The 24,995-nt window shown below is 66.4% G+C and carries 16 protein-coding genes; 13 read left to right on the top strand and 3 right to left on the bottom strand.

All coding sequences use genetic code 11. From position 1 onward, the window contains the following. Positions 1-104 precede the first annotated feature (104 nt). Together AC6H42_RS30805 and AC6H42_RS30800 are read left to right on the top strand one after the other, a co-directional pair. Entirely contained in the window at positions 105-1,040 is a 936-nt protein-coding gene (locus AC6H42_RS30805) for a LysR family transcriptional regulator (RefSeq protein WP_057153781.1), read from the top strand. A 99-nt stretch (positions 1,041-1,139) separates the two neighbouring features. After that, positions 1,140-1,511, top strand: a complete 372-nt coding sequence (locus AC6H42_RS30800) for a DsrE family protein (RefSeq protein ID WP_057153782.1) — start codon at positions 1,140-1,142, stop codon at positions 1,509-1,511. Here AC6H42_RS30800 and AC6H42_RS30795 read toward each other — a convergent pair. Next, positions 1,490-4,003 (bottom strand): glycoside hydrolase family 95 protein, encoded by a 2,514-nt coding sequence (locus tag AC6H42_RS30795; RefSeq protein WP_497549714.1) that lies wholly within the window; start codon positions 4,001-4,003, stop codon positions 1,490-1,492. The genes AC6H42_RS30800 and AC6H42_RS30795 overlap by 22 nt on opposite strands. Before the next feature lie 379 nt (positions 4,004-4,382). Here AC6H42_RS30795 and AC6H42_RS30790 point away from each other — a divergent pair, with 379 nt between their 5' ends. The 5 genes from AC6H42_RS30790 (at position 4,383) to AC6H42_RS30770 (ending at position 11,487) form a co-directional block, all read left to right on the top strand. Continuing rightward, positions 4,383-4,712, top strand: a complete 330-nt coding sequence (locus tag AC6H42_RS30790; protein WP_497549713.1) for an L-rhamnose mutarotase — start codon at positions 4,383-4,385, stop codon at positions 4,710-4,712. Positions 4,713-4,946: 234 nt separating this feature from the next. Next, positions 4,947-7,433: a cellulose binding domain-containing protein gene (locus tag AC6H42_RS30785; RefSeq protein WP_497549712.1), complete on the top strand. Its 2,487-nt coding sequence runs from the start codon at positions 4,947-4,949 to the stop codon at positions 7,431-7,433. A gap of 51 nt (positions 7,434-7,484) precedes the next feature. Then, on the top strand, positions 7,485-8,108 hold the full coding sequence (locus AC6H42_RS30780) for a PEP-CTERM sorting domain-containing protein (RefSeq protein WP_082551579.1): 624 nt from the start codon (positions 7,485-7,487) through the stop codon (positions 8,106-8,108). After that, positions 8,099-10,084, top strand: coding sequence for a glycoside hydrolase family 97 protein (locus AC6H42_RS30775; RefSeq protein ID WP_497549711.1), 1,986 nt, complete (start codon positions 8,099-8,101; stop codon positions 10,082-10,084). The genes AC6H42_RS30780 and AC6H42_RS30775 overlap by 10 nt, the downstream gene beginning before the upstream one ends. Further along, positions 10,081-11,487, top strand: coding sequence for an alpha-L-fucosidase (locus AC6H42_RS30770; RefSeq protein WP_497549710.1), 1,407 nt, complete (start codon positions 10,081-10,083; stop codon positions 11,485-11,487). Before AC6H42_RS30775 ends, AC6H42_RS30770 begins: the two co-directional genes overlap by 4 nt. A 62-nt stretch (positions 11,488-11,549) precedes the next feature. On the opposite strand, the gene AC6H42_RS30765 is transcribed toward AC6H42_RS30770, so the two are convergent. Then, positions 11,550-13,685: a beta-galactosidase gene (locus AC6H42_RS30765; protein WP_497549709.1), complete on the bottom strand. Its 2,136-nt coding sequence runs from the start codon at positions 13,683-13,685 to the stop codon at positions 11,550-11,552. A gap of 262 nt (positions 13,686-13,947) precedes the next feature. On the opposite strand from AC6H42_RS30765, the gene AC6H42_RS30760 reads away from it, so the two are divergent. The 6 genes from AC6H42_RS30760 to AC6H42_RS30735 all read left to right on the top strand — a co-directional run bounded on the left by AC6H42_RS30760 (position 13,948) and on the right by AC6H42_RS30735 (position 23,958). Beyond that, positions 13,948-15,360, top strand: a complete 1,413-nt coding sequence (locus AC6H42_RS30760; RefSeq protein ID WP_497549708.1) for a glycoside hydrolase family 5 protein — start codon at positions 13,948-13,950, stop codon at positions 15,358-15,360. Positions 15,361-15,494: 134 nt separating this feature from the next. Then, entirely contained in the window at positions 15,495-17,738 is a 2,244-nt protein-coding gene (locus tag AC6H42_RS30755) for a glycoside hydrolase family 3 C-terminal domain-containing protein (RefSeq protein ID WP_497549707.1), read from the top strand. Positions 17,739-17,760: 22 nt separating this feature from the next. Continuing rightward, positions 17,761-18,969 (top strand): cation:proton antiporter, encoded by a 1,209-nt coding sequence (locus AC6H42_RS30750; RefSeq protein ID WP_057153791.1) that lies wholly within the window; start codon positions 17,761-17,763, stop codon positions 18,967-18,969. Positions 18,970-19,073: 104 nt separating this feature from the next. Then, positions 19,074-20,288 (top strand): AraC family transcriptional regulator, encoded by a 1,215-nt coding sequence (locus tag AC6H42_RS30745; RefSeq protein WP_497549706.1) that lies wholly within the window; start codon positions 19,074-19,076, stop codon positions 20,286-20,288. A 224-nt stretch (positions 20,289-20,512) separates the two neighbouring features. Beyond that, positions 20,513-22,732 (top strand): beta propeller repeat protein, encoded by a 2,220-nt coding sequence (locus tag AC6H42_RS30740; protein ID WP_057153792.1) that lies wholly within the window; start codon positions 20,513-20,515, stop codon positions 22,730-22,732. 35 nt (positions 22,733-22,767) lie between these two features. After that, positions 22,768-23,958: a XylR family transcriptional regulator gene (locus AC6H42_RS30735; protein ID WP_497549705.1), complete on the top strand. Its 1,191-nt coding sequence runs from the start codon at positions 22,768-22,770 to the stop codon at positions 23,956-23,958. A gap of 81 nt (positions 23,959-24,039) precedes the next feature. Here the strand turns inward: AC6H42_RS30735 and AC6H42_RS30730 are convergent. Further along, positions 24,040-24,995 (bottom strand): ABC transporter substrate-binding protein (locus tag AC6H42_RS30730; protein WP_497549704.1); only part of this gene is annotated, 956 nt, incomplete at its 5' end.

Here is a 24,995-nt window from a genome sequence, read left to right as displayed (position 1 = left end):
ACGCTCTCCCATCGGTATGATTGCTGTTGATGCTATTGTGCGAAATAATTCGGCAAACAAGAATGGGCGCCGTACGCAAATCACCATTTCGCCTGGAGTAATGAATGGATCAAGTCCACTTGATGAATGTGTTTGTCGCCGTGGGGGAGGAGGAGAGCTTCGCGGCCGCCGCGCGGCGCCTGGACCTGTCGCCGGCGGCGATTACCCGCGCCGTGTCGGCCCTGGAGGAGCAACTGGGCGTCAAGCTGCTGCTGCGCACCACGCGCAACGTCAGGATGACGGAAGCGGGGCGGCGCTATATGGACGACAGCCGCAACATCCTGGCCAGCATCGCCGAGGCCAACGAGGCCGCCGCCGGCGTCAATTCGGCGCCCAAGGGCAATCTGTCGGTGACGGCGTCGGTGCTGTTCGGCAAGTCTTTCATCATGCCCTGCATCGTCCATTTCCTGGAACGCTACCCGGAGGTGGAGGTGTCGGCTTATTTCCTGGACCGGGTGGTCAATCTGGTTGACGAGGGCATCGATGTCGCGGTGCGCATCGGCCACCTGCCGGATTCGAGCCTGAAGGCGCTGCGGGTAGGGCAGGTGCGGCGCGTGCTGTGCGCGGCGCCCGAATACCTGGCCAAAAACGGCGTGCCCCAGCATCCGGCCGACCTGCTGCGCCATACCATTATTGCCGCCAGCGGCATTTCGCCGCGGGTGGAGTGGAAATTCGGCGCGGTGGACGATCCCACCATGGTGCGCATGAAGCCGCGCCTGATGGTGACAAGCAACGATTCAGCCATCGACGCCGCCGTGGGTGGGCTGGGCATCTGCCGCCTGCTGTCCTACCAGATCGCCGGCGAGCTGCAGGACGGGCGCCTGAAAATCATCCTGGCCGAGTATGAAGAGGCGCCGTGGCCGGTGCACGTGCTGCACCGGGAAAGCAAGTTCGGCTCGTCGAAAGTGCGCAACTTCATCGACCTGCTGGCGGCCCACTTGCGGGCGCATCCGCATTTGAACACGCCAGCTACTGTTCCCTCTGGCGAAATAATCAATTGACTCCGGCGCTGTTTCTCTCGCTGTTCCAAGTGCCTAGAATGGCCTCATCCGCTGCACTGTGCGGCGGGCCAGTCTGACCAACCAACGAGGGGAACCACCATGAAAGCAGCCATCATCATCCTGTCCGATCCCAAAGCCGGCGAAGAGGCTCTGGGACGCATGTTCAACGGCCTGGCCGCCGCCTACGATTTCAAGCACAAGGGCAGTGACGTCGGCATCTACTTCCAGGGCACCGGCACCCGCTGGCCTGGCGTGCTGGCGGCGGAAAGCCACCCGATCCACGCGCTCTACAAGGCAGTGGAAGACAAGGTGGTCGGCATTTCCTGCGGCTGCGCCGACGTGTTCGGCGCCCGCGAGGAAGTGGAGAAGGCGGGCTTCGACCTGATCACCGACAACAGCGTGCCCGGCACGTCCGGCCTGCCCAGCATCGCGCAGATCGCGGCGGACGGCTACACCGTCTTCACTTTCTGAGCAGGGCGCACGCGGTAGGATTTTCCCTTGGCCGCGTCGAACGCCAGCGTGTAGCCGATTGCGCTGCGCCGGCTGCGCGCCTTGACGCCATCCACGGTCACCGGCGCCGCCGTGCGGATCACGCAGCGGCCGCCCCGGCGGGCCTCGATGCGGGCCTCCTGCAGGCTGCCGTCTTTCCAGCCCAGGTCCACCACGAAGTTGCCGCGCCCGACCAGCCCTTTGACTTCGCCGTCCCGCCAGGCCGCCGGCAGCGCGGGCAGCAGGTGCAGTTCGTCGTTCTGGCTTTGCAGCAGCATCTCGATGGCCCCGGCCGTGCCGGCGAAGTTGCCGTCGATCTGGAACGGAGGATGGGCGTCGAACATGTTGGCGTAGGCGCCGCCATGCGAATCGCCCTCCCTGGTCAGCCGCAGCAGGTCGCGGAACAGCTTGTAGGAGCGGTCGCCGTCCAGCAGGCGGGCCCAGAAGTTGACCTTCCACGCCAGGCTCCAGCCGGTGCCTTCATCGCCGCGCAGTTCCAGCGCGCGGCGCGCGGCCTTGGCCAGCTCCGGCGTGGCCAGCGGCGAAATGATGCGCGCCGGGTGCAGCGCGTACAGGTGCGACACATGGCGGTGATGCGGCTCCACCTCGTCGAAGTCCTGGTACCACTCGAGCAGCTGGCCCTTCGCGCCTATCTGGAACGGGAACAGCTTTTGCCCGGCCGTCTTCACTTCCTTGCGGAACGCGTGGTCGGTGTTCAGCACCTTCCCGGCCGCATCCAGGTTGGCAAACAGGTCGCGGGCGATCGACATGTCCATGGTGGAGGCCACGCTGACGATGCCGGTTTTCCCGTCGCCGTAGCGGAACGCGTTTTCCGGGGAGGTCGATGGCGCCGTCACCAGGCGGCCTTGCGCATCGGGCTGCAGCCAGGCCAGCAGGAAGCGGGCCGCGTCCTTCATCACCGGATAGGATTGCTTCAGGAACTCGCGGTCGCCGGTGAACTGGTAGTGTTCCCACAGATGGCGCGTCAGCCACGCGCTGCCCATCGACCAGTTTGCCCATTTGGGATCGCCTTTGCCGAAATCGCCAACCGGGTTGCTGGCGGCCCAGATGTCCGAATTGTGGTGCACCACCCAGCCCGGGGCGTGGTAGAACGACGCCGCCGTTTCGCTGCCGGTGACGGACAGGTTGCGGATCAGGTCATTCATGGGCGAGAACAGTTCGCTCAGGTTGGCGCTTTCCACAGGCCAGTAGTTCATCTGCACGTTGATGTTGGTGGTGTAGTTGCTGCTCCATGGCGGACGCACGTGCTGGTTCCAGATGCCCTGCAGGTTGGCGGGGGCGTCCTTGGTGCGGGAGGAGGAGATCAGCAGGTAGCGGCCGAATTGCACGTACAGCGCCTCCAGGGCGGGATCGGACTGTCCGGCAGTGTGCTCGGCCAGGCGGCGGTCGGTGGGGATGGCGCTGCGGTCGGCTGCGGCTTGGCCCTTGCCCTGGTCCTTGCCCCGGTACTGGCCCAGCGTCAGCGACACGCGGTCGAAGTAACTGTGGAAGTCGGCGATGTGCGCTGCGCGCAAGGCCGCGTAGCCGCGCTGCGCGGCGCGCTCCAGGTGGCCGGCGGCCAGCGCGTGCTGGTCCTTGCCGGCGCTGTCCGGACACCGGTCGAAGCCGGCGAAGCTGGTCGCGGCCGACAGCAGCAGCACCACTTCCGACGCGTCGCCCACCTGCAGGCGCTTGCCTTGCGTGGCCAGTGTGCCGTCGGTGGCGACCGGCTTGACCATCAGTTCATAGCGCATGCCCTTGCAGCCGGACGGATCGTCCTGCGCCACGGGTTCCGCGTTGTAATTGATGTAGCTGGGGTCGACGCGGGCTGGCGCCTTGCCGCGCAGCGTCAGCATATTGTCCGCAGCAGTGGCCTCGGCGCGCAGCTGGCTGCGGGTTTCCAATGCGAGGTTGAGCGCGCGCGGCCGGTCGGCCGAGATGCGCACCACGATCACCTGGTCCGGGGCGGAGGCGAACACTTCGCGCCGATAGCGAACGCCGTTGGCGGTGAAGCTGGTGGTGGCGATGCCGTCGCGGATGTTCAGGTCACGCCTGTAGCCGGCGGCGGTGGCGCCCTTCAGGTCTTGCTGGATCAGCAGGTCGCCCAGCGGCATATAGCTTTCCGTGTAGCGGCCCTGTATCTTGTGCGTCAGCGCATAGGCGGCGGCGTAGTCGCCGCCGGCCAGCGCCTGGCGCACCTGGCCCAGCGCTTCGAACGCCCCCGGATTGACGTTGCTGCCCACCGGCCCGCCGCTCCACAGCGTCGCTTCGTTCAGCTGCAGCAGCTCCTGCTCGGGGCGGCCGAACACCATGGCGCCCAGCCTGCCGTTGCCGACGGGGAGGGCGTCGGTCCATACGGCCGCCGGTTTGTCGTAGTGCAGGGTCAGCGCGTCCGGGGCGGTGGATAGGGAGTTGGCGCTGGCGCTGGCGGCCAGGATGGCGGCCAGCGCCAACGCGGTGCGTATGGAGATCATCGCAACAGTCCTGTACATGTCAGTGGCTCCGCCGTGGACTGCTACTGCGTGCCGGCCAGGCCTGCGGTGGCATCAGCCGGCTGTGGCGGAAGGGGCGGGGGTGGGCAGCGCCAAATCGCGGCGGTGAATTCCAACTCATTGTTTCGTCCTAAGTGTGGGCGGAAAAGCGCCGCCGTGCGGTTGGCAGCTTGCTTGACTAAGCGTGATTGTATTGTATATATTAAGTGCACTCAAACTTTTTCTCCGTTCGCCCGGTAATGGTTCAAGTACCGGCCGGCAGCGGCGCCGGCGGATCCGGGCCGCCGGGGAGTGGCCACCCCGGACGACCTGGCCGATCATGCGGCGGCATCTTTTTTATCACTTGGAACGAGGATGGATCATGGAACGCATGGGCATGGTGATCGGAATAGATCCCGCCAGAATCGATGAATACCGGGCCTTGCATGCCGCAGTGTGGCCACAGGTACTGGCCACGCTGGCGGCGGCGAACGTGCGCAACTACACGATCTTCCTGCGCGAGCCGGAGAATTTGCTGTTCGGCTACTGGGAGTACCACGGCAGCGATTTCGACGCCGACATGCGCAGCGTGGCGGCCGACCCCGACACCCGGCGCTGGTGGACCTTCTGCGCACCGTGCCAGGCGCCGCTGGCCAGCCGCGCCGAAGGCGAACACTGGGCCATGATGCGTCCCGTGTTCCACATGGACTGAAGCAGCGGGTATTCCGGGATCGGCCAACGGAAATTTCGTTCCGGCGATTGGCCGTTTTCGTAATTGCGCTGCCTGTGCGCCCCCCGCACAATCGGGAGAGTCCACTTTAGCGAATCCCGCCGGTGACCCAAGCATACGATTCGTTACAGCGGCGTTCCCGCCGGCCTGCGCCCGGAAGGCGGCGCGCCAGCGAAGCGGCCTGCCGTTCGGCAGTATAAAAAAAGGAGAGGGAGCATGCTTTTGAAACCGATCGGTGCGCTGCTGTCGGCAGCACTGCTGATGTCGCTGTCCGCCCGGGCGGAAACGTATAAATGGGACGCCGTCGCCATGGGCGGGGCCGGCTATGTCACCGGCGTGATTCCGAGTAAATCCGAGCGCGGCGTTGTCTATATGCGCACCGACGTGGGCGGCGCCTACCGCTGGGATCCGCAGCGCGAGCGCTGGACCGCGCTGCAGGACTGGATAGGCGAGGAACGCTCCGGCTTGATGGGCGTGGAATCGGTGGCGGTCGATCCCAGGAATGCCGCCAATGTCTACCTGATGGCCGGCACGGATTACCTCAACGGCGGCAAGAGCGCCATCCTGCGTTCGCGCGACTATGGCCGCAACTTCGAGGTGCTCGACACCACGCCGCAGTTCAAGGTGCATGGCAACGGCATGGGACGGGGCAACGGCGAGCGGCTGCAAGTCGACCCGGGCGACAGCAACGTGCTGTATGCGGGCACCCGCCGCAACGGCCTGTTCAGGAGTAGCGACGCGGGCACGACCTGGAACCGTGTGGCGTCGTTGCCGGTCACCTCCACGCCGAACGACAACGGCATCGGCTTCGTGCTGCTGGATCCGGCCAGCGCCGACGGCGGTCCTGCGCAGCGCATCTTCATCGGCGTGTCTCGCCTGGAGCCGAACCGGCCCAACCTGTATTTCAGCTATGACGGCGGCGCAAGCTTCGAGCCGGTGGAAGGCGGTCCCGCTGGCTTGATGCCGCAGCGTGCCGTCATCTCACCCGAAGGCAAGCTGTATATCACTTACGCGAACGGCGCCGGCCCCCATCCCACCGCGCTGGAGGCCATGAACCAGGGCCAGGTGTGGGAATACGACGCGGCAGGCGGCAACTGGAGCAACATCACGCCGGCCGGCATGACTGGCCCATTCGGCGGCATCAGCATGGATCCGGCCGACCCGCTGCACCTGGTGGTGTCCACCACCAACGTCTGGTATCCGCAAGGCAGCGGCTATGGCGACCAGATTTACACCTCCCGCGATGCGGGGCGTACCTGGTCCAATGTAATGGCGCGCCCGTTTACCATCGACCCGAAAGGCGCTGCCTGGATTACGGGCAGCTCCATCCACTGGGCTTCCGACGTGGTGTTCGATCCCTTCGACACCAGGACAGCCTGGGTCGTCTCCGGCAACGGCGTGTTCCGCACCACCGATATCGACGCGCCGGCCACCACCTGGCATTTCGCCGTGGCAGGCGTGGAGGAGAGCGGCGCGTTCTCGGTGATCAGCCTGCCGAACGGGCAACTGGCGACCGCAATCGGCGACTACGACGGCTTTATCCATAGCGACCCGTCGCAATACGGCGCGCGCCACAACCCGGCGATGGGCACCACCACCAGCCTGGCCGCCAGCGCCGACGGCCGCGTGCTGGCGCGGACCGGCAACCAGCTCTACTACTCCACCGATACCGGCGCCAGCTGGACCAAGGCGTCCGCCAGCAATGGCAGCGCCGGCCAGCTTGCGCTGTCTGCCGACGGCCAGGTGGTGCTGCACAATCCCGACGGTTCATCCACCACCTACCGCTCCGCCAACTATGGCGCCAGCTGGACTACGGTGGCCGGCCTGAACCTGGCCGGCGCGCGCCCCGTCGCGGACACGGTCAACCCGCTCAGGTTCTACGCCTATGACAGCGGCACCGGGCGCATGCTGGCGAGCACCGACGGCGGCGCTTCCTTTGCGCCGCAGGGCAGTCCGGGGCTGGGTGGTTCGAAGTTCATCACGGCCACGCCGGGGATCGAGGGCGACCTGTGGGTATGCCTGCCCGGCGGGCTGGCGCACACCACCGACGGCGGCGCAACCTTCAGCAAGATCGCCGCCGTCAGCAACTGCGCCACGGCCGGCGTGGGCAAGGCTGCGCCGGGCGCCGGCTATCCCGCGCTCTACGTGTGGGGTACCGTGGGCGGCACGCGCGGCATGCTGCGTTCCACAGACCGGGGCGCGACCTGGGTGCGCGTGAACGACGACGCGCACCAGTTTGGCGGAATCGGCGCGGCCCCGGTGATTGCCGGCGATATGAACAATTACGGCGCCGTGTACATGAACGCGATGGGGCGCGGCGTGGCCTATGGCGTGGTGGCGGCGGACGGCGACGTCGTGGTCACGCCGACCGACCCGAACAGCGGGCCGCAGCAGCCGCCCAACAAATGCGAGTACGTGATCACCGCATCCTGGCAGGGCGGTCATATCGCCGATGTGCGCATTACCAACAACCGCTCCGTGTCCGTCAACGGCTGGTCGGTCAACTGGACCTACAGCGAGAACTCGACGGTGGATTCATGGTGGAACGGCGCCGTCTCGGGCACCTCGCCGAGCTTCACGGCCGCGTCCTCGGAAAGCTGGAACACCGTCATCGCGCCCGGTGCGACAGCCAGCGTCGGCATGGTCGTCGGCAATTACAACGCTGCGACGGTGCCAACTGTAAGCGGCGACGGCTGCAACTGATACCGGCCGGAGGCGCTGCTGGCGCTTCCTCACAACACACAAGAGGACACCATGAAAAGCTTGATACCCGGCCTGATGGCCGGCGCCGGCCTGCTGCTGGCTTCCACGGCCCACGCCGCCGTGATTGACTTCGACGATCTGGACGCGGGCGGGAAACTGGCCAGCCTGTCGAAAAACAATCCGTACGCCGGCTTGGTGTGGAGCGCCAGCTGGTATCTGGGCGACACCGCCGTGGCGGGTTACGACAACGGCGCGCACTCCGGTACGGAATTCGTTTTGAACGGCTTCGGCACGAACCATCTCAGCATCAGCAGCGCGACGCCGTTCGCGTTTGCCGGCGCCTGGTTCGCCACGCCGAACACCAATGGCGCCAAGGCCAGCTGGGTCAACATCACCGCATACGATAGCGCCAACCAGCTGATCGGCAGCACCGGCAACATCGCCATTTCCTCCACTTACGCAATGGTCGCGGCTAATTTCGGCAACGTCGCGCGGCTCGACATCGCGCGCGACAAGGGCTGGTTCGTCATGGACGACCTTGCCTTCAGCCGCGCTGCAACGGTGCCCGAACCGGGCAGCATGGCGCTGCTGGGCCTTGGCGCGGCGGCCATGGGATGGGCCGCGCGGCGCCGCGAGAACGTGGCGGCGCGGCGCGGGGGCGGACCATGCGCCTGAATAAGGGCATGCTGGCGGCAAGCGGCGTGGCACTGCGGGGCGTGGCGGCATTCGCTGCGATATTTGTGGCTGGATCGGCTACCGCACCTGCTGCCGCAGCGCCGGTGGGGGCCGCGCCGGTGGTGGTCACTTCGCCGGACGGCCGCACCGCCATCGCGATCGCGCGCGACGCCGGCCGGTTCTCGGTCTCGCGCGGCGGAGAAGCCGTGATCGCGCCTTCTCCGCTGGGCCTCGACTTCGACGGCGCTGCGGACCTCGGCCCGCTGGCGCTGGAAAAGCAGGATAGAACAGCGGTCGATCGCACCATCCCCCTGGTGGCCACCAAGGCTGCCGCCGCACGCGACCACTACAACGGCGCCACCCTGGTGTTCCGCGAAAGCGCACCGGCCGGGCGCCGGCTGCTCATCGACGTGCGCGCCTACGACGACGGCGTGGCATTCCGCTACCGCATCGCCGATGCCAATCCGGTGCGCCTGCGCGGCGAGCGCACCGCTTTCGTGCCGGCCGGCGATCCCGCCTGCCTGGTCACGCTGCTGGAGGGCGCGCACGAGCTGCCGTTCGAGCGCAAGCAGATCTCGCAGCTGAGCAACGGCGTCGCCTACGATGTGCCGGTGGTCTGCGCCACGCCATCGGGCCGGACCTCGTACGCGATTACGCAAGCTTACCTGGACGGCTACACCGGCTCGTCGCTGTGGCGCGAGGGCGACGCCCTGCGGGTGCGGCTGTCAGCCGTGCCGCAGCGGCCCGCGCCGGCATTCCAGTCAGCGGCCGGGCTGCAGACGGCCTGGCGCGTGGTCATGCTGGGCGACCGGTCCGGCGACATGATCGCCTCCAACCTGATCGGCAACCTGAACCCCGCGCCGACGGGCGACTTCAGCTGGGTCAAACCCGGCAAGGCGGCATGGGACTGGTGGTCCGGGCCGTTGGCCGGCATGAAGCCGGACATGGCGGCCTATCGCCGTTTCATCGATTTCGCCGCCGCATCCGGCTTTCCCTACTACCTGATCGACGCCGGCTGGGCCAAGGGCTCGGGACCCAACTGCTGGGAGGCGCTGCCCGCCACGGACATCACCCGCGCCGAAGACGGCATCGACATGCCGGCGCTGGCGCGCTACGCGGCGGAGAAGGGCGTGGGGCTGCTGTTGTGGGCGCACTGGGAACACGTGGCCCCGCGCATGGACGAAGTGTTCGACACCTACGCACGCTGGGGAATCAAGGGCGTGAAGGTCGACTTCATGAACCGCGACGACCAGGATATGGTCGGCTTCTACCACCGCATTGCGGAAGCCGCCGCCAGGCGCCGCCTGCTGCTCAATCTGCATGGCGCCTACGTCCCGGCCGGCTTGCAGCGCACCTGGCCCAACTTCATCACGCAGGAAGGCGTGCTGGGCGCCGAGTGGAACAAGATGGATGCCCGCATCACGCCGCAGCACAACCTGACGCTGCCGTACACGCGCATGCTGGCCGGTCCGATGGACTACACGCCGGGCGGCTTCCGCAACGCAACGCCGGCCGGCTTCCAGGTGCGCGAGGTGATGCCGATGACGCAGAGTACCCGTGCCCAGGCGCTGGCGATGTATGTGGTGTACGACAGCCCGCTGCAGATGGTGTCCGACGATCCGGAAACGTACCGCGACGCCGCCGGCTTCGATTTCATCCGGCGCGTGCCGACCGCCTGGGACGAGACGCGCTTCCTGGCGGGCGAGCCGGGGCGTGACATCGTGCTGGCGCGGCGCCAGGGGAGCACCTGGTACGTCGGCGCGATGACGGCGGCCGGCGACGGCGAGGGGCGCAAAACCGGCAGCGTGCCCTTGCGCTTCCTGCCTGCCGGGCGTTACCGCGCCACGGTATGGGAGGATGGCGGCACGCCCAACGAGCTGCGGCGCCGCGAACTCGGCGTCACGGCTGGCGACACGCTCACGCTGCATCTGGCGCTTGCCGGGGGCGCTGCCGTGGTGCTGGAGCGCCTGCCATGACGGCCTTGCATTTCTTCAAGAGCGCCACGGTATCGGGTGCGCTGCTGGCTGCCGCACTGTCGCTGCCAGCCGGCGATGCGCCGGCACAGGCCTGGTATGCGCCCGAACGGCCCATACAGCGGCTCGAGGGCGAAGACCCTGCGGCGCGCGTCAAGTGGTGGCGCGGGGCGCGCTTCGGCATGTTCATCCACTGGGGCTTGTATTCCGTTCCCGGCCGTGGCGAATGGGTGCAGTGGAACGAACAGATTCCTGTCGGGGAGTATGCCAGGCTGGCCGACCAGTTCAAACCCGGCGACGTGAATTTCGATACCTGGGCCGAAACCGCCAAGGCCGCCGGCATGAAATACGTGGTGTTGACGGCGCGTCACCATGACGGTTTCGCCCTGTTCGACGACGGCGCCAACCCGTTCACCAGCGTCAGCACCGGCGCGCGCCGCGATCTGGTGGCCGACTACGTGAAGGCGGTGCGCAAGGCGGGGCTGGGCGTTGGCCTGTACTACTCGCCGATGGACTGGCGCTTTCCGGGCTATTTTTTCCCCGACCTGCAGCGCGACAGTGCGGAAGCCATGCGCGAGCAGTATCACCGCCAGGTCGAGAAGCTGATGGCCGGCTACGGCAAGATCGACGTGCTGTGGTTTGACGGGGGCGAGGCCAACTGGCTGAACTTCGGCGCCGACTGGAAGGATGCCGGCGCCCATCCCAAGTGGGTGGCGCGTCCGCGCGGCCAGCAGTACAAGGGCGGCTTCAGCTGGCAGCACGACAAGGTGTATTCGACAATACGCCGCCTGCAGCCGCAAGTGCTGATGAACGGACGCGCCGACATGCCGGAGGATTTCGCTTCCCGTGAGGGCGACGGCGCGCTGGGCGATTTCGACAACCAGCGTCCATGGGAGCTGTGCACCACCATCGCCGGCGCGTGGGGCTACCAGAGCGACGCGCAAGTAAAGCCGCTCAAGCACTACATCCAGCTGCTGGCCAAGGTGGCGGGGCGCGACGGCAACCTGCTGCTGAACGTCGGCCCGCGCGCCGACGGCCGCATCGATCCGCCGCAGGTGCAGCGCCTGCGGGAAATCGGCGCCTGGCTCGGCAAGCATGGCGAGAGCATCTACGAAACCCGCGGCGGCCCGTTCCTGCCGGGGGAATACGGCGCCTCCACGCACCGCGGCAAGACGGTGTATGTGCATGTGCTGAGCTGGCCGAAGGACAAGCTGGCCTTGCCGCCGATTCCGGCGAAGATCGTTGGCGCCTCGGTTCTGGGGGGCGGCAAGGCGGTGTTGACCCAAACCGGGCGCGGCATCGAGCTGTCTGTGCCGCCTGCGGCGCGCAGCGACATCGACACCGTCATCGCCCTCGAGCTGGACTCGCCGGCCGAAGCCATCGTTCCGGTGCGCGTGGCCGACTGAATGCTTGCGCACCGGCCGGCGCCTTGCGGCGTCCTGCGGGTGCGCGGGCGTGGAGGAGCGGCTTACTTGGCGTCCTCTTCGATGATGGCGACGTCCCACGGCGCCAGCGTCAGCTTTTCCCCGGCGGCCACGCGGCCGCCGCCCAACAGGCTGGCGCCGGGCTTGCGCGCATAGTTGAAGCTCACTTCCGCACCGGAGTAGTTGAAATAGTAGTGCACCGCGCGCTGGTAACCGTTGGTGCCGGTGCGCGTCTTCACGCTGGCCGGCAGCTGCTGGTCCGGTCCCGCCACGCCCAGCTCCTGCAGCGAGGACCGCAGCACCGCCCGCTGCAGCTTGTCCGACAGATAAGTGCCCTCATACACCACCTTGCCCGCGCCGAACTGGTTAGACGTGATGGCCGGCCAGCGGCCGAAGAAGGGGTGGTCATACCAGGCCAGCGCCCTGGCCGTGTCCAGTTCCAGGAACTCGGCCCAGTGCTGCACCTTGTTGTCCGCGCCGGCCTGGAATGGATCGCCCTTCAGGGCCAGCGGCTGCGCCAGGTTGGAGAATTCCTGGTAGTGGAAGCCCAGCGCTTCCCTCAGCGGTCCCGGCGCCATGGTCCAGCGCACGGCCGCGTTCTCGTTGGCGAAGCCGCTCTTGAAGGTCATCACCACGTGGCCGCCCTGGCGCACGTATTCGGTGATGCGCCGCAGCAGCGCCTCGTCCGCCACGTACAGCGATGGCACCACCAGCAGCTTGTAGGAAGAGAAGTCCTGCGTGTCGTCGAACACGAAGTCGGTGCCCACGTTCATGTCGTACAGCTGGCGGTGGATCTGGCGCACCTGCGAGCCGTAGTCCGCCTTGGTGCCCGAGCCGCCCCATTGGGATTCCTTCGCGAACGGCATGTCGTTGAGGGCGTTGAGCGAATCGCGGCTCCACAGGATGGCCACGTCGTTGCGGATCTTCAGGTTCACCAGGCGCGGGCCGATCTTCTGCAGCTCGCGGCCGGTGCGGCTCATTTCGGCGTACGCCCGGTTCGGCTCCAGGTCGTGCGACAGTACGCCTTTCCAGTAGGTCTCCTGGTTGGCGTGCACCGAGGCCCAGTGCCAGTATTCGACCATGTTGGCGCCGTTGGCCAGGTGGGTGTAGACGTCCTGGCGGAACTGGCCGTCGTAGGGCGGATACTGGAACGAGGAGCTCCAGTCGGTGCTCTGCGCATTGGTTTCGGTGACCAGGAAGTTGCCGCGCTTGAGCGAGCGCGTGAAGTCGGCGTCGAGCGTCTGGCCGGCGCCGCTGTAGTACTCGCGCTGGCCCCAGTGGTAGACGTTCACGGACGGCATGTCCAGTGCGCGCGTGACGGCCACTTCGTTCACGTCGGCATGCATGGAGCCTGCGAAATCGTGCGTGACGAACTGGCGTGGCGACGCCGATTCGCGTATCAGCTGCGCCTGCCAGCTCAGGAAGTCGGTCACCCGCATCTGCCCCCAGCGCGACCATTCCAGCTTGTAGCCGGTGCTCTGGGCGCCGTCCGGGCGCGGCAGGTCCCCCCAGCTGTGCAGGTTCTGGCCCCAGTAGTTCAGGAACCAGGCCTTGCTGAGGTTTTCCGGCGTGCCGAATTTTTTCTCGAGATAGTGCTGGAAGCGGATGAACACGTCGTCGTTGGCGGCGCCGTAGGTGCCGGTTTCATTGTCCACCTGCCAGCCGATGACGTAGGGGTTGTCCTTGTAGCGGGCGGCGATCTTGCGTATCAGGCGTTCGGCGTAGAAGCGGTAGGCGGCCGAATCGGTGTTCATGTTCTGGCGCATGCCGTAGGTGTTCTGTACGCCGTTGAACTTGCGGGCCAGGATTTCCGGGTTTTGCCTGGCCATCCAGGCTGGGATCGAGTAGGTCGGCGTGCCCATGATGACCTTGATGCCGGCCTTGCCCATGGCGTCGATCACGCGGTCCATCCACGCGTATTCGAAGCGGCCGTCCTCCGGTTCCCACAAGCTCCAGGTGGACTCCCCCAGGCGCACCACGTTGAAGCCGGCCGCCTTCATCATCGCCACGTCCTTGTCCAGCCGCTCGTAGGGCATGTACTCGTGGTAGTAGGCTGCGCCGTACAGGATGGTGGGGAATTCCGGCGGCGCGGCGGTTGCGGTTTGCGCCGCTGCCGGCGCGCACGCCGCGGCGGCCAGCGCAAACGACAAGGCGCACGACAGTACTGTTCGTTTCAGCATTCGATTTCTTTCTGATGGTTGACGTGGTAAGGGCCAGCCTATTGTGGCCACGCGCGGCGGGTCCGCGCAATTATGAAAATGTCCAGTGCTGCGTATGATTTGTCGCCGGCCGCGTCTGCGCAATTTCATATTGGCCGTTGACGAATTTTGCAATTGCGGCGCATGGGCGCTGCTTCCACAATAGTTGCACCGGTAGCTGCCGGGGCCGCAGGAGACGCGGCATCCAACCCGCCGCGCCTAACCCCTACCAGAGGTGGAAGAGATGAACGCTGTGTTATCCAAGGCCTTGATTGCCGTTGCGGTCTGCGCGGCGCCGTTTGCGCAGGCGCAGAACTGCGGCAGCGGCGGCGGTGCGACGGTGTGCCTGACGGCGGCCGGCACCGGCAGCGGCGTCCAGTTGAACTGGACCGTGGGCGGCGCGGTCAGCGGCGTGCAGATCTACCGCGATACCGACACCGGCGCCAACGGCCGCAGCCGCGTCGCAGTCCTGAACAAGAGTGCGACCAGCTATACCGACAACAGCGCGGCCCCCGGCACCGCCTACTGGTATTGGGTCAAGTTCAGCGCCGGCGGCGGCAGCTACAACTCCGGCGCCGCCAAGGCCGTGCGCGTAGGCGTGATGCGCAACCTGACCAGCATGCAGCTGTCCGGGCAGATGTCGCCGGGCTGGAACCTGGGCAATTCGCTGGAGGCGATCGGCGGCGCTTACGTCTGGGGCAGCACCAGTTTCAACGAAACCTACTGGGGCAATCCGGCGGCGAACCAGGCGCTGTTCGACGGCATCAAGGCCGCCGGCTTCAGGAGCGTGCGCATCCCGGTGTCGTGGAAGCAATATGCGGACGCGAACGACAACATCAGCCCGCAGTGGATGGACCGCGTCACGGAGGTGGTGAACTACGCCCACAACGCCGGCCTGGCCGCCATGATCAACATCCACTGGGACGGCGGCTGGATGCAGCCGACCTACGCCCAGCAGGGCGCGGCCAACGCCAGGCTGGCCAAGTTCTGGACCCAGATCGCCAACAACTTCAAGAACCACGACGACACCCTGCTGTTCGCCGGCACCAACGAGGTGATGGTCGACGGGAACTACAATCCGCCGACGGCCGAGTACTGCTCGGTGCAGAAGGGCTTCAACCAGGCTTTCATCACGGCCGTGCGCGCCACCGGCGGCAACAACGCCAGCCGCCACCTGGTGGTGCAGGCCTACAACACCAACATCGACCATGCGGTCAATTGCAATGCCGCGATGCCGAGCGACTGGGTGGCCAACCGCATGATGATGGAAGTGCACTATTACGACCCGTTCGACTTCGCGCTGGACGCCAACAGCACTTCCTGGAAGTGGGGCCAGGCTGCCAATCCCTCGGGCTGGGCCAACGAGTCCTATACCGACGCCCAGTTCCAGAAGATCAAGACCGCCTTCATCGACAGGGGCGTGCCGGTGATCCTGGGCGAGTACTCGGCCATCCTGCGCACCGAATACGACCCGGCCGGCGCCTACCGCAAGTACTGGGACCAGTACATCACGCGGGCCGCCTTCACGCGCGGCGTGGTGCCGATGTACTGGGATAACGGCTACACCGCCAACCATCAGTCCGGCCTGTTCAACCGCGCGGCCGGCACGCAGGCATTCCCGGACGTGACGGCGGCCATCGTCAACGCGGCCAGGTGAGGCAGGGCGGCGCCAGGGCGCCGCTGCACAGGTTTTTTTTCGTAGTCCGTTGTGTCCGACTGCCTAAACAGCAGTTTTAGGGCGGCTTCGGCCGCCCGCTTTTTTACCCGATATTCACATCAATGGAAGCAAACATGAGATTCAAGAAGCAGATCAGTATCTTGGCGGCCGCAGTGGCCATGTGCTACGGCTGCGCGCTGGCTGCGGACGCAGGCGGCCAGCCGTGGATGAACGCGCGCCTGGACCCGGCGCAGCGCGCCACCCTGGCGGTGGGCGCCATGAGCCTGGACGAGAAGCTGAAGCTGGTCTACGGCTACCTCGGCAACGATATGGAGAACAAGAAGACCAAGCGTCCCGAGGAGGCGCACATCCAATCGGCCGGCTTCATCTACGGCGTGCCGCGTCTCGGCATTCCGCACCTGCGCGAAACCGACGCCGGCCTGGGCGTGGCCAGCCAGGGCGGACCGAATGTGCGCACCGCGACGGCGCTGCCGTCCGGCCTGAACACGGCCGCCACCTGGGACATGAAAACCGCCTACGAGGGCGGCGCCATGATAGGCGCGGAGGCGCGCGCCTACGGCTTCAACGTGCTGCTGGCCGGCGGCGTGAACCTGATGCGCGATCCACGCAACGGCCGCAATTTCGAGTACGGCGGCGAGGACCCTCTGCTGGCCGGCAAGATGGTGGGCGCGCAGATCAAGGGCATCCAGTCCAGGCGCGTGGTGTCCACGCTGAAGCATTTCGCGCTGAACGACCAGGAAACCGGACGCACCACGCTCAACGTGAAGATCGACGACCAGGCCAACCGCATGTCGGACCTGCTGGCCTTGCAGATCGCCTACGAGGACGGCAATCCCGGTTCGGTCATGTGCGCCTACAACCGCATCAATGGCGAGTACGGCTGCGAGAACAACTACCTGCTGAACGAGGTGCTGAAGAAGGACTGGGGCTTCAAGGGCTGGGTGATGTCGGACTGGGGTGCGGTGCACAGCACCATACCGGCCGCCAATGCCGGGCTGGACCAGCAGTCCGGCATGCCGTTCGACCTGGCCGACTACTTCGGCCCGCCGCTCAAGGAAGCTGTGCTCAACGGCTGGGTGCCGCAAGCGCGCCTGGACGACATGGTGCGCCGCATCCTGCACGCCATGTTCGAACACGGCGTAGTGGACCACCCGGTGAAGCCGGCCCTGGACGGCATCGACTTCAAGGCCAACGCCGCCGTGTCGCTGAAGGACGCGCAGGAGGGCATGGTGCTGCTGAAGAACGGCGCCAACCTGCTGCCGCTGAACCCGGCCGTCAAGCGGGTCGCCGTGATCGGCGGCTATGCGGACCGGGGCGTGATGGCGGGCGGCGGTTCCTCGCTGGTGTATCCGGCCGGCGGCAACGCCGCGCCTGAGCTCACGCCCAAGACCTGGCCGGGCCCGGTGATGATCTACCCGTCCTCGCCGCTGAAAGCCATCCAGGCGCGCCTGCCCAAGGCGGTGGTGGCCTACAGCGACGGCACCGATCCCGCAGCGGCGGCCAGGCTGGCGCGGGAAAGCGACGTGGTGCTGGTGTTCGCCACCCAGTGGACCGGCGAAGGCTTCGACATGCCCAACCTGTCGCTGCCCAACAAGCAGGACGAGCTGATTGCCGCGGTGGCGGCGGCCAACGCCAAAACGGTGGTGGTGCTGGAAACCGGCGGCCCCGTGACCATGCCGTGGCTGCCCAAGGTGTCCTCGGTGCTGGAAGCGTGGTATCCGGGCAGCAACGGCGGCGAGGCGATTGCCGGCGTGCTGTTCGGCGAAGCCAATCCGTCCGGCCATTTGCCCGCCACCTTCCCGGCGTCCGAGTCGCAGCTGCCCCGGCCGGCGCTGGACGGCTATCCCGAAGTGGCCGACAAGCGCTTCGAGGTTAACTATCACGAAGGCGCGGCGGTCGGCTACAAGTGGTTCGACCTGAAGGGCCTGAAGCCGCTGTTCCCGTTTGGCCACGGCCTGTCCTATACCGAGTTTGCCATGTCCGGCCTGGAGGCCGGTGTCAAGAACGGCGTGCTGCACGCGTCGTTCACCGTGAAGAACACCGGCAAGCTGGCCGGCAAGGAAGTGGCCCAGGTCTACGTGGCGCCGCTCAACACGCGCTGGGAAGCGCCCAGGCGCCTGGCCGGCTTCCAGAAGGTCGATGTCAAGCCGGGCGCCAGCGTGCAGGGCGCCGTCAGCGTCGATCCGCGCCTGCTGGCCATGTTCGACTCGGCCAGCAGGACCTGGAAAGTGGCCAAGGGCGACTACAAGGTCATCCTCGCGGCAGACGCCGCCGCAGCCGCCGACAGCAAGGCCGTCAGCAAGGTGGTGCACCTGGAAGCCGCCGTCTACGACGTGAACGGCAAGCCGCTGAAATAGCCACAACCCCTGGGAGCGCGCAATGAACACGACAGAAATATTCTTGCTGGCCATGCTGCTGATCTTCAGCGTGCCTTACCTGGTGTGGCGGCTCGGCAAAACCGACTATGTCGCCCCGCTGGCGGTGGTGCAGATTATTGGCGGCGTGCTGCTCGGCCCGGGCGTGCTGGGGGCGGCCTTCCCGGAATATCACCGGTTCGTGTTCACTCCCGCCGTCATGCAATCGCTGAACGGCATCGCGTGGTGGGCGGTCATGCTGTTCGTGATGCTGGCCGGCATGGAGCTGGACTTGAAGAAGGTCTGGCAATACCGCCGCGAGAGTGGCGCCACCGCCGCCTTCGCGCTCGGCGTGCCGCTGCTGTTCGGCTGCGGCGCCGCGCTGCTGCTGCTCGGCTACCAGGGCTGGATCGGCCCGAAGGGCAAGGACTGGCAGTTCATGCTTGGCATCGGCATGGCGTGCGCGGTCACCGCGCTGCCGGTGCTGGTGCTGCTGATGGAAAAACTGGAGATGCTGCGCCAGCCCATGGGCCAGCGCATCCTGCGCTACGCCAGCCTGGACGACGTGGCGATCTGGGGCGTGCTGGCGGTGATCATGCTGGATTGGGAGCGGGTAGGGCGCCAGGCCGGCTTCCTGCTCGCTTTCGCCGTGCTCACCGTGCTGTTCCGCCGCCTGATGGTCAAGCTGGAGGAGAGCGACCGCTGGTATGTGTCGCTGATCTGGCTGGCCGCCTGCGGCTTCGGCGCCGACTGGGCCGGCCTGCACTACATGGTGGGCGCTTTCCTGGCCGGCGTGGTGATGGACGCGCACTGGTTCGAACAGCGCAAGCTGGACATGCTGTTCAAGCACATCCTGCTGGCGCTGATGCCGGTGTTCTTCCTCAGCACCGGCTTGCGCACCCAGTGGGACATCGGCAGTTATCCGGTGTTCTTCGCGGCCGGGCTGATGCTGCTGGCCTCCGTGGGCGGCAAGCTGGCGGGCGCCCGCCTGGCCGGGAAGATGCTGGGCTGGAAGCAGGGCGAGGCCTCGATTATCGGCTGGCTGCTGCAGACCAAGGGGCTGATCGAGATCATCTTCGCCAATATCCTGCTGGACAAGCAGATCATCAGCGGCGAAACCTTCACCGCGCTGCTGCTGATGGCCTGCGCCAGCACCATGCTGACGGTGCCCATGGTTCATCCCAAGCTGCACCGCGCGGCCGGCTCCGGCCTGCTGCAGCAAGCCAGTTCCTAGCGCCTGCCGATAGAACGCACCGGTGCCCGGTTGTGCTGCTATGATGCAGGCAAGCCCACCCGCTAGAGGTGTGGCATTGAGACATCTCAACACACTGCACCATCATGCAAGAGTTCTATAAGAAGGCGCTGCAGGCGCTGATTCTCCTGTTGCTTGCGGACGCGCTGCTTGCGGCATTTTTCATCTATCAGAGCTACCTGACCGTGACCGTGCTGGCGCCGCAGCCAGGCGGCCTGCACTGGAAATATGTCGGCCACTCGGATGACGCGCAGGGCGGCACATCGACCGTCCGCATAGACGAGGCCAGGGACGGCGCACTGCGGTTCGACCTCAAGGTGACCGGCGTCGCGACCTATCCTTTTTCGTCGGCCAGCCTTGTGCTGGACAACGGCAAGGGGCAGCCGGCGTTGGTGGACTGGTCGAAGTATTCCACCATCACCTTCCTGGCGAAATGCACGCCCTCCAACTCGATGGTGTTCGCCCTGTCAACGTTCGACGAGAAGGTGTCCACCAAGGGTGAATTCCTGACCTACCGCTCGCCGGCAACCTACTTTTCCTGCAACCGGCATGGCGTGCCGGTGTCCGTCGACATGACCCGGCTGACCATTCCCGACTGGTGGTTCTACACCATGAAGCTCGACCTGACGCACCAGGGGTATGCCTTGGACAAGGTGGGCAGGCTGGTGTTCGGCAGCAGCGTCAACAGTCCTCGCGACATTGTATCCCACGTGGAAATCACTGAATTGACGCTGCGGGGGCGGGATTATCGCTATATCGCCGCGCTGGCGGCGATTCTGCTGGCTGGATGGAGCGCGTTCGGTATCTGGTTTTTCCGCGCCCATGCGCGCGCGCTGATTGCCAGCCTGGACTCCCGGCTGAAAAAAGATTTGCCGCTGATGGCGTACCGGCAATTGACTCTGGAACCTTACAAGGATAAGGAAAAAGCTTCGGTATTGCGTTTTATCGCCACCAATTACACCAATACCGAGTTGGACCTGGAATGCGTTGTTATCGGAACGGGCGCCAACCGCAATAAGGTCAACGAGGTGCTGAGAACGGAACTGGGCATGACCTTCACCAGTTACCTGAATAAATTGAGATTGACGGAAGCGGCCAGGCTGCTGGCCGAGAAAAGCAGTGCGGCGGTGGCCGAAATCGCTTATTCTGTCGGTTACGCCAACGTGTCGTATTTTAATAAATTGTTCAAGGAAGAATACGGCTGCACGCCGAAAGCCTTCCGCTCCATTGCTACTCAGCAAGACCAACCTGCCGCATGCGCGGCCTTGCCTTCCGCCCCTGCGGCGGACGCGCCACACTAGCGCTCCAGCGCGTTTTTCACTCCTTGCACTCCCTGCAGAACTAATCGCAATTTCTGCACGGTGATAGAAATCCTTCTGCAGGCGTTATTGCTGCTGCAGCCCAGTCAATATGCTTGGGCTGTAGTTTGGCGTTCGCCACCTTACTGACCGAGGCGCTGCCATAAAGCGCCCGGCAGCGGGCCTGTTATTGCCTGGGTTATAAAAAGCAATAGAGGAGGAGACCTTTGTATCTGAAAGCGCTGTGCGGGCTGCTGTCCGCCGTATTATTGCCGTTTTTTTCTGCGCATGCGGAGACCTATCAATGGAATTCGGTCGCCATGGGCGGCGGCGGCTTTGTTTCAGGGGTAATTCCAAGCAAAATTGAGCGCGGCATTGTTTATGCGCGCACCGATGTCGGCGGCGCCTATCGCTGGGATGCGCGCGCCGAACGCTGGGTGCCGCTGCTGGATTGGGTGGCGGAAGAAAATGTCGGTTATCTGGGCGTTGAATCGGTGGCGGTGGATCCGAAAAACGCCGCCAACGTGTATCTCATGGTGGGCACAGCCTATTTAAATGGCGGAAAATCCGCCATCCTGCGGTCCCGCAATTACGGCAAGACTTTCGACATCACCGATGTCACCAGACATTTCAAGGCGCACGGCAATGGCATCGGGCGCCAGAACGGCGAACGGCTGCAGGTTGACGCGGACGACAGCAAGGTGCTGTACGCCGGCACGCGCGCCGATGGCCTGTTCAAGAGCGCCGACGCCGGTGCGACCTGGAAGCGCCTGGACGCGCTGCCGGTCACCGCCACGCCGAATGGCAACGGTGTCAATTTCGTGCTCGCCGCCCCGGGCAGGCGGCTGTTCGTTGCCGTCTCGCGCGCCGAATCGGCCGGTCCCAACCTGTACGCCAGCCGCGACGGCGGCGCCAGTTTCGAACCGGTCAAGGGCGGTCCCGCCGGCCTGCTGCCGCAGCGCGCAGCGCTGGCGCCGGACGGCAAGCTGTATATCACCTACGCCAACGGCGCCGGCCCGCATCCGTCCGGCGCCGAAGCCATGGACCGCGGCCAGGTGTGGGAGTACGACAGCGCCGCCGGTGGCGGGACCGGCAGGTGGACCGACATCACGCCGGCCGGCAGCAAGGGCCCGTTCGGCGGCATCAGCATCGACCAGGCCGATCCCCGGCGCCTGGTACTGGCCACCATCAATGTCTGGCAGCCGCAAGGCAAGGGCAGGGCCAGCGCGCAGGGCGACCGCATCTACACCACGCGCGACGCCGGCCGCAGCTGGACCGACGTGGTGGGACGCGGCTTTGCCCTGGACGCGCGCGGCAGGAACTGGATCGCCGGCAGCTCCATCCACTGGACCGGCGACGTGCAGTTCGATCCCTTTGACAGCCAGGCCGCCTGGGTCGTGTCCGGCAACGGCATATTCCGCACCACCGGCATCGATGCGGCCACGGCCACCTGGCGGTTTGAAACCGCCGGCATGGAGGAAACGGTGCCATTCTCGGTGATCGGCCTGCCCGGCGGCCGGTTGGCCACGGCGATTGGCGACTACGATGGCTTTGTGCACCGCAGCCCGGCGCATTACGGCGCCCGCCACAGCCCGGAGATGGGCACTACCACCAGCCTGGTTGCCAGCGCGGACGGCCGCGCCTTGGCGCGTGCCGGCAAGGCCATCTACTCCTCCAATGATGGCGGCGCCACCTGGTCCAAGGCGCCGGCGCTGGCCCACGCCATCAGCGGCGGCTTCGGCCAGCTGGCCCTGTCGGCCGACGGCAGCGTGCTGCTGCATAGCCCGTCGCACGCCTCCGCCACATTCCGCGCCACGGTCGGCGCGATCAGCCGCGCGGGCGGAGCGGGCGCCGGCTGGAGCGCGGTGGCTGGGCTGGACGTGCGCGAAGCGCGCCCGGTGGCGGACGCGGTCAACCCGCAAAAATTCTACGCCTACGACAGCGCCAGCGGCCGCCTGCTGGTGAGCAGGGACGGCGGCGCCTCCTTCGCACCGCAGGCCCGCCTGGCTGCCGGGGGCTCGAAAATCCTCGCCGCCACGCCCGGCGTCGAGGGCGACGTCTGGGCCTGCCTGGCCGGCGCCGGACTGGCGCACACCACCGACAGCGGTGCGCGCTTCCGCAAGATCGCCGGCGTGAGCGCGTGCGGGGCGGTCGGCGTGGGCAAGGCCGCGCCGGGAGCCAGCTATCCCACGCTCTATATGTGGGGCACGGTGGGCGGCGTGCGCGGCATGCTGCGCTCGACCGACAAGGGCGCCAGCTGGGTGCGGATCAACGACGACGCCCACCAGTACGGCGGCCCCGGCAACGGCCAGCTGGTGGCCGGCGACATGAACACCTACGGCACCGTCTACATGACGACGGCGGGCCGGGGCATTGTGTACGGCAGGACAGCCGGCACGGCCGGGGACGTGCCCGTCACCGCAACAGGGACGGGTTCAGCTTTATAAAAAAAGAATAGCAATTCAGACCGGAGACAAAGACCATGAAAACGAAAGCGCACCGCATTGCTCTGCTGTTCAACGCAAACAAGAGTTTCGACCGTGAAGTCACCGCCGGCATCGCCGCTTACCTGGGCAGCACGCGCGCAACCTGGGACCTGTTTCTGGAAGAGGACTTCCGCCTGCGCCTGGCGGGGATCGAGTCCTGGCAGGGCGACGGCATCATCGCCGACTTCGACGATCCGGCGGTGGCGGTGGCCCTGTCGCGCTGCCGCGTGCCGGTGGTGGCGGTGGGCGGCTCCTATGCCGAGCAGGCCGACTACCCGTGCGGCGTGCCCTACGTGGCGACCGATAACTTCAAGCTCATCAAGCTGGCGCGCGACCACCTGATCGATGTCGGCTTGCACCGCTTCGCCATGTTCAGCCTGCCCAAGGCCAAGGAAAACCGCTGGGCGCAGGAGCGCGAGAACGCCTTTCTCAGCCTGATGCAGGAAGACCAGATGGAAGCGGAGATCTTCCGCGGCTGCGAAACCAGCGCCTCGTCGTGGGACGAGGCGGTGCAGGGCCAGATCGCCTGGCTGCGCAGCCTGCCCAAGCCTATCGGCATCATCGGTGTGACCGACGCGCGCGCACGCCAGCTGCTGCAGGCTTGCACCATCGCCGGCATCGAGGTGCCGGAGCAGGTGGCGCTGATCGGCATCGACAACGATCCGCTGGTGCGCATGCTGACCCGTATCCCGCTCAGCTCCGTGATCCAGGGCGCGCAGGAAATGGGCCGCACGGCGGCCCACCTGCTGGACCAGATGCTGCACGGCGTGCGCCTGGCCGACACCCGCATCCAGGTACCGCCGGCCGGCATCAACGTATTCGCCTCCAGCCAGCACCAGCCGGTCAAGCATCCGCACGTGATGCGGGCGCGCCATTTCATTCGCCAGTACGCCTGCCAGGGCATCAAGACGCACCAGGTGGCCGAATATGTGGGCGTGTCGCGGTCGTCGCTGGAGGCTTACTTCCGCCAGGAGCTGGGCTGCAGTGTGCACGACGTGATTTTGCGCTTCAAGCTGGACGCGGCCAAGGCGGGCCTGGAAGAAGGCGAACGCAGTATTGCCGACGTGGCCCTGGGCTGCGGTTTCACGTCCACCCAGTATATGCACCTGGTGTTCAAGCGCGAACTGGGCTGCACTCCGCGCGCCTACCGCGACCGCGCATTGGGCGAGAGCGCAGCGGCGGCTTGAAGGTACCGGGATCCGCGCCGGCGCGGCGCGAGGCCTGACGCCGGTACCGGTGTCCGCGCCGGCGCCGCCGCCGGCCCGGCTTCAATACCGGCGCCGCGCCAGCTCGCCGGCTGCCGCATCCGCAGGGAACACCGACTCGGCCGTGGTCACCCACCTGGGCACGCGCCTGCCGGCAAGCACGTCGCGGGCCAGCTGCATCAGCTGGGGGCCGATCAGCGGACTGCATTCGACCGCCACATTGAGCTTGCCGGCCACCATGGCCTCGAACGCCGCCCGCGAGCCGCCTATGGCCATCACCAGCACGTCGCGCCCCGGCTTCAGGCCTGCTTCTCCGATGGCGTCGATGGCGCCCATCGCCAACTGGTCGCTATGCGCATACACCACATGGATATTCCTGCCTTCGGCTTTCAGCCAGGCCGCCATGGCCTGCCGGCCTTGCGCGCGCGACGCTGCGCCGCCCTGCGCATGCAGCAGCTTGAGTCTGGGCCGGGCGGCAATCGCCTGCGCGAAGCCTTTGCTGCGGGCGAGGGTGGCGGGCGAACCCGGAGCGCCCTGCAGTTCCACGATGTTGAAGGCGGCGTCCGGCGCGGCGGCTGCGCGCGCGGCCAGCCAGCGTCCTGCGCGCCGGCCCTGTTCGGCAAAGTCCGAGCCGATGAAGGCTGCGTACAGGCCCAGGCCGCCCGCTTCCACGGCCTGGCCGGCCACCAGCACCGGGATGCCGGCCGCTTGCGCTTCGCGCAGCACCATGTCCCAGCCCGATTCCGCCACCGGCGAGAAGGCGATCAGGTCGACTTTTTGAGCAATGAAGGAGCGCATCGCCGCGATCTGGCTTTCCCGGCTATCCCCGGCGTCGGCGAACTTGAGGGTAATGCCTTCCAGGGCGGCGGCGGTCTTGATGGACGCGCTGTTGGCGTTGCGCCATGCGCTGTCGTTTCCCGCCTGGGAGAAGCCGATCACCAGCGGTGCGGCTGATGCGGCCGCAACCGCAGCCTTGGCTGCCGCGGCGGCAGCGGCCGGGCCGCTGGGCGCCCCCCAGA

The organism is Massilia sp. NBRC 108631 (assembly GCF_059704565.1).
The sequence above is the reverse complement of the archived record's forward strand: the minus strand, read 5'-3'. Positions and strand labels throughout refer to the sequence as shown.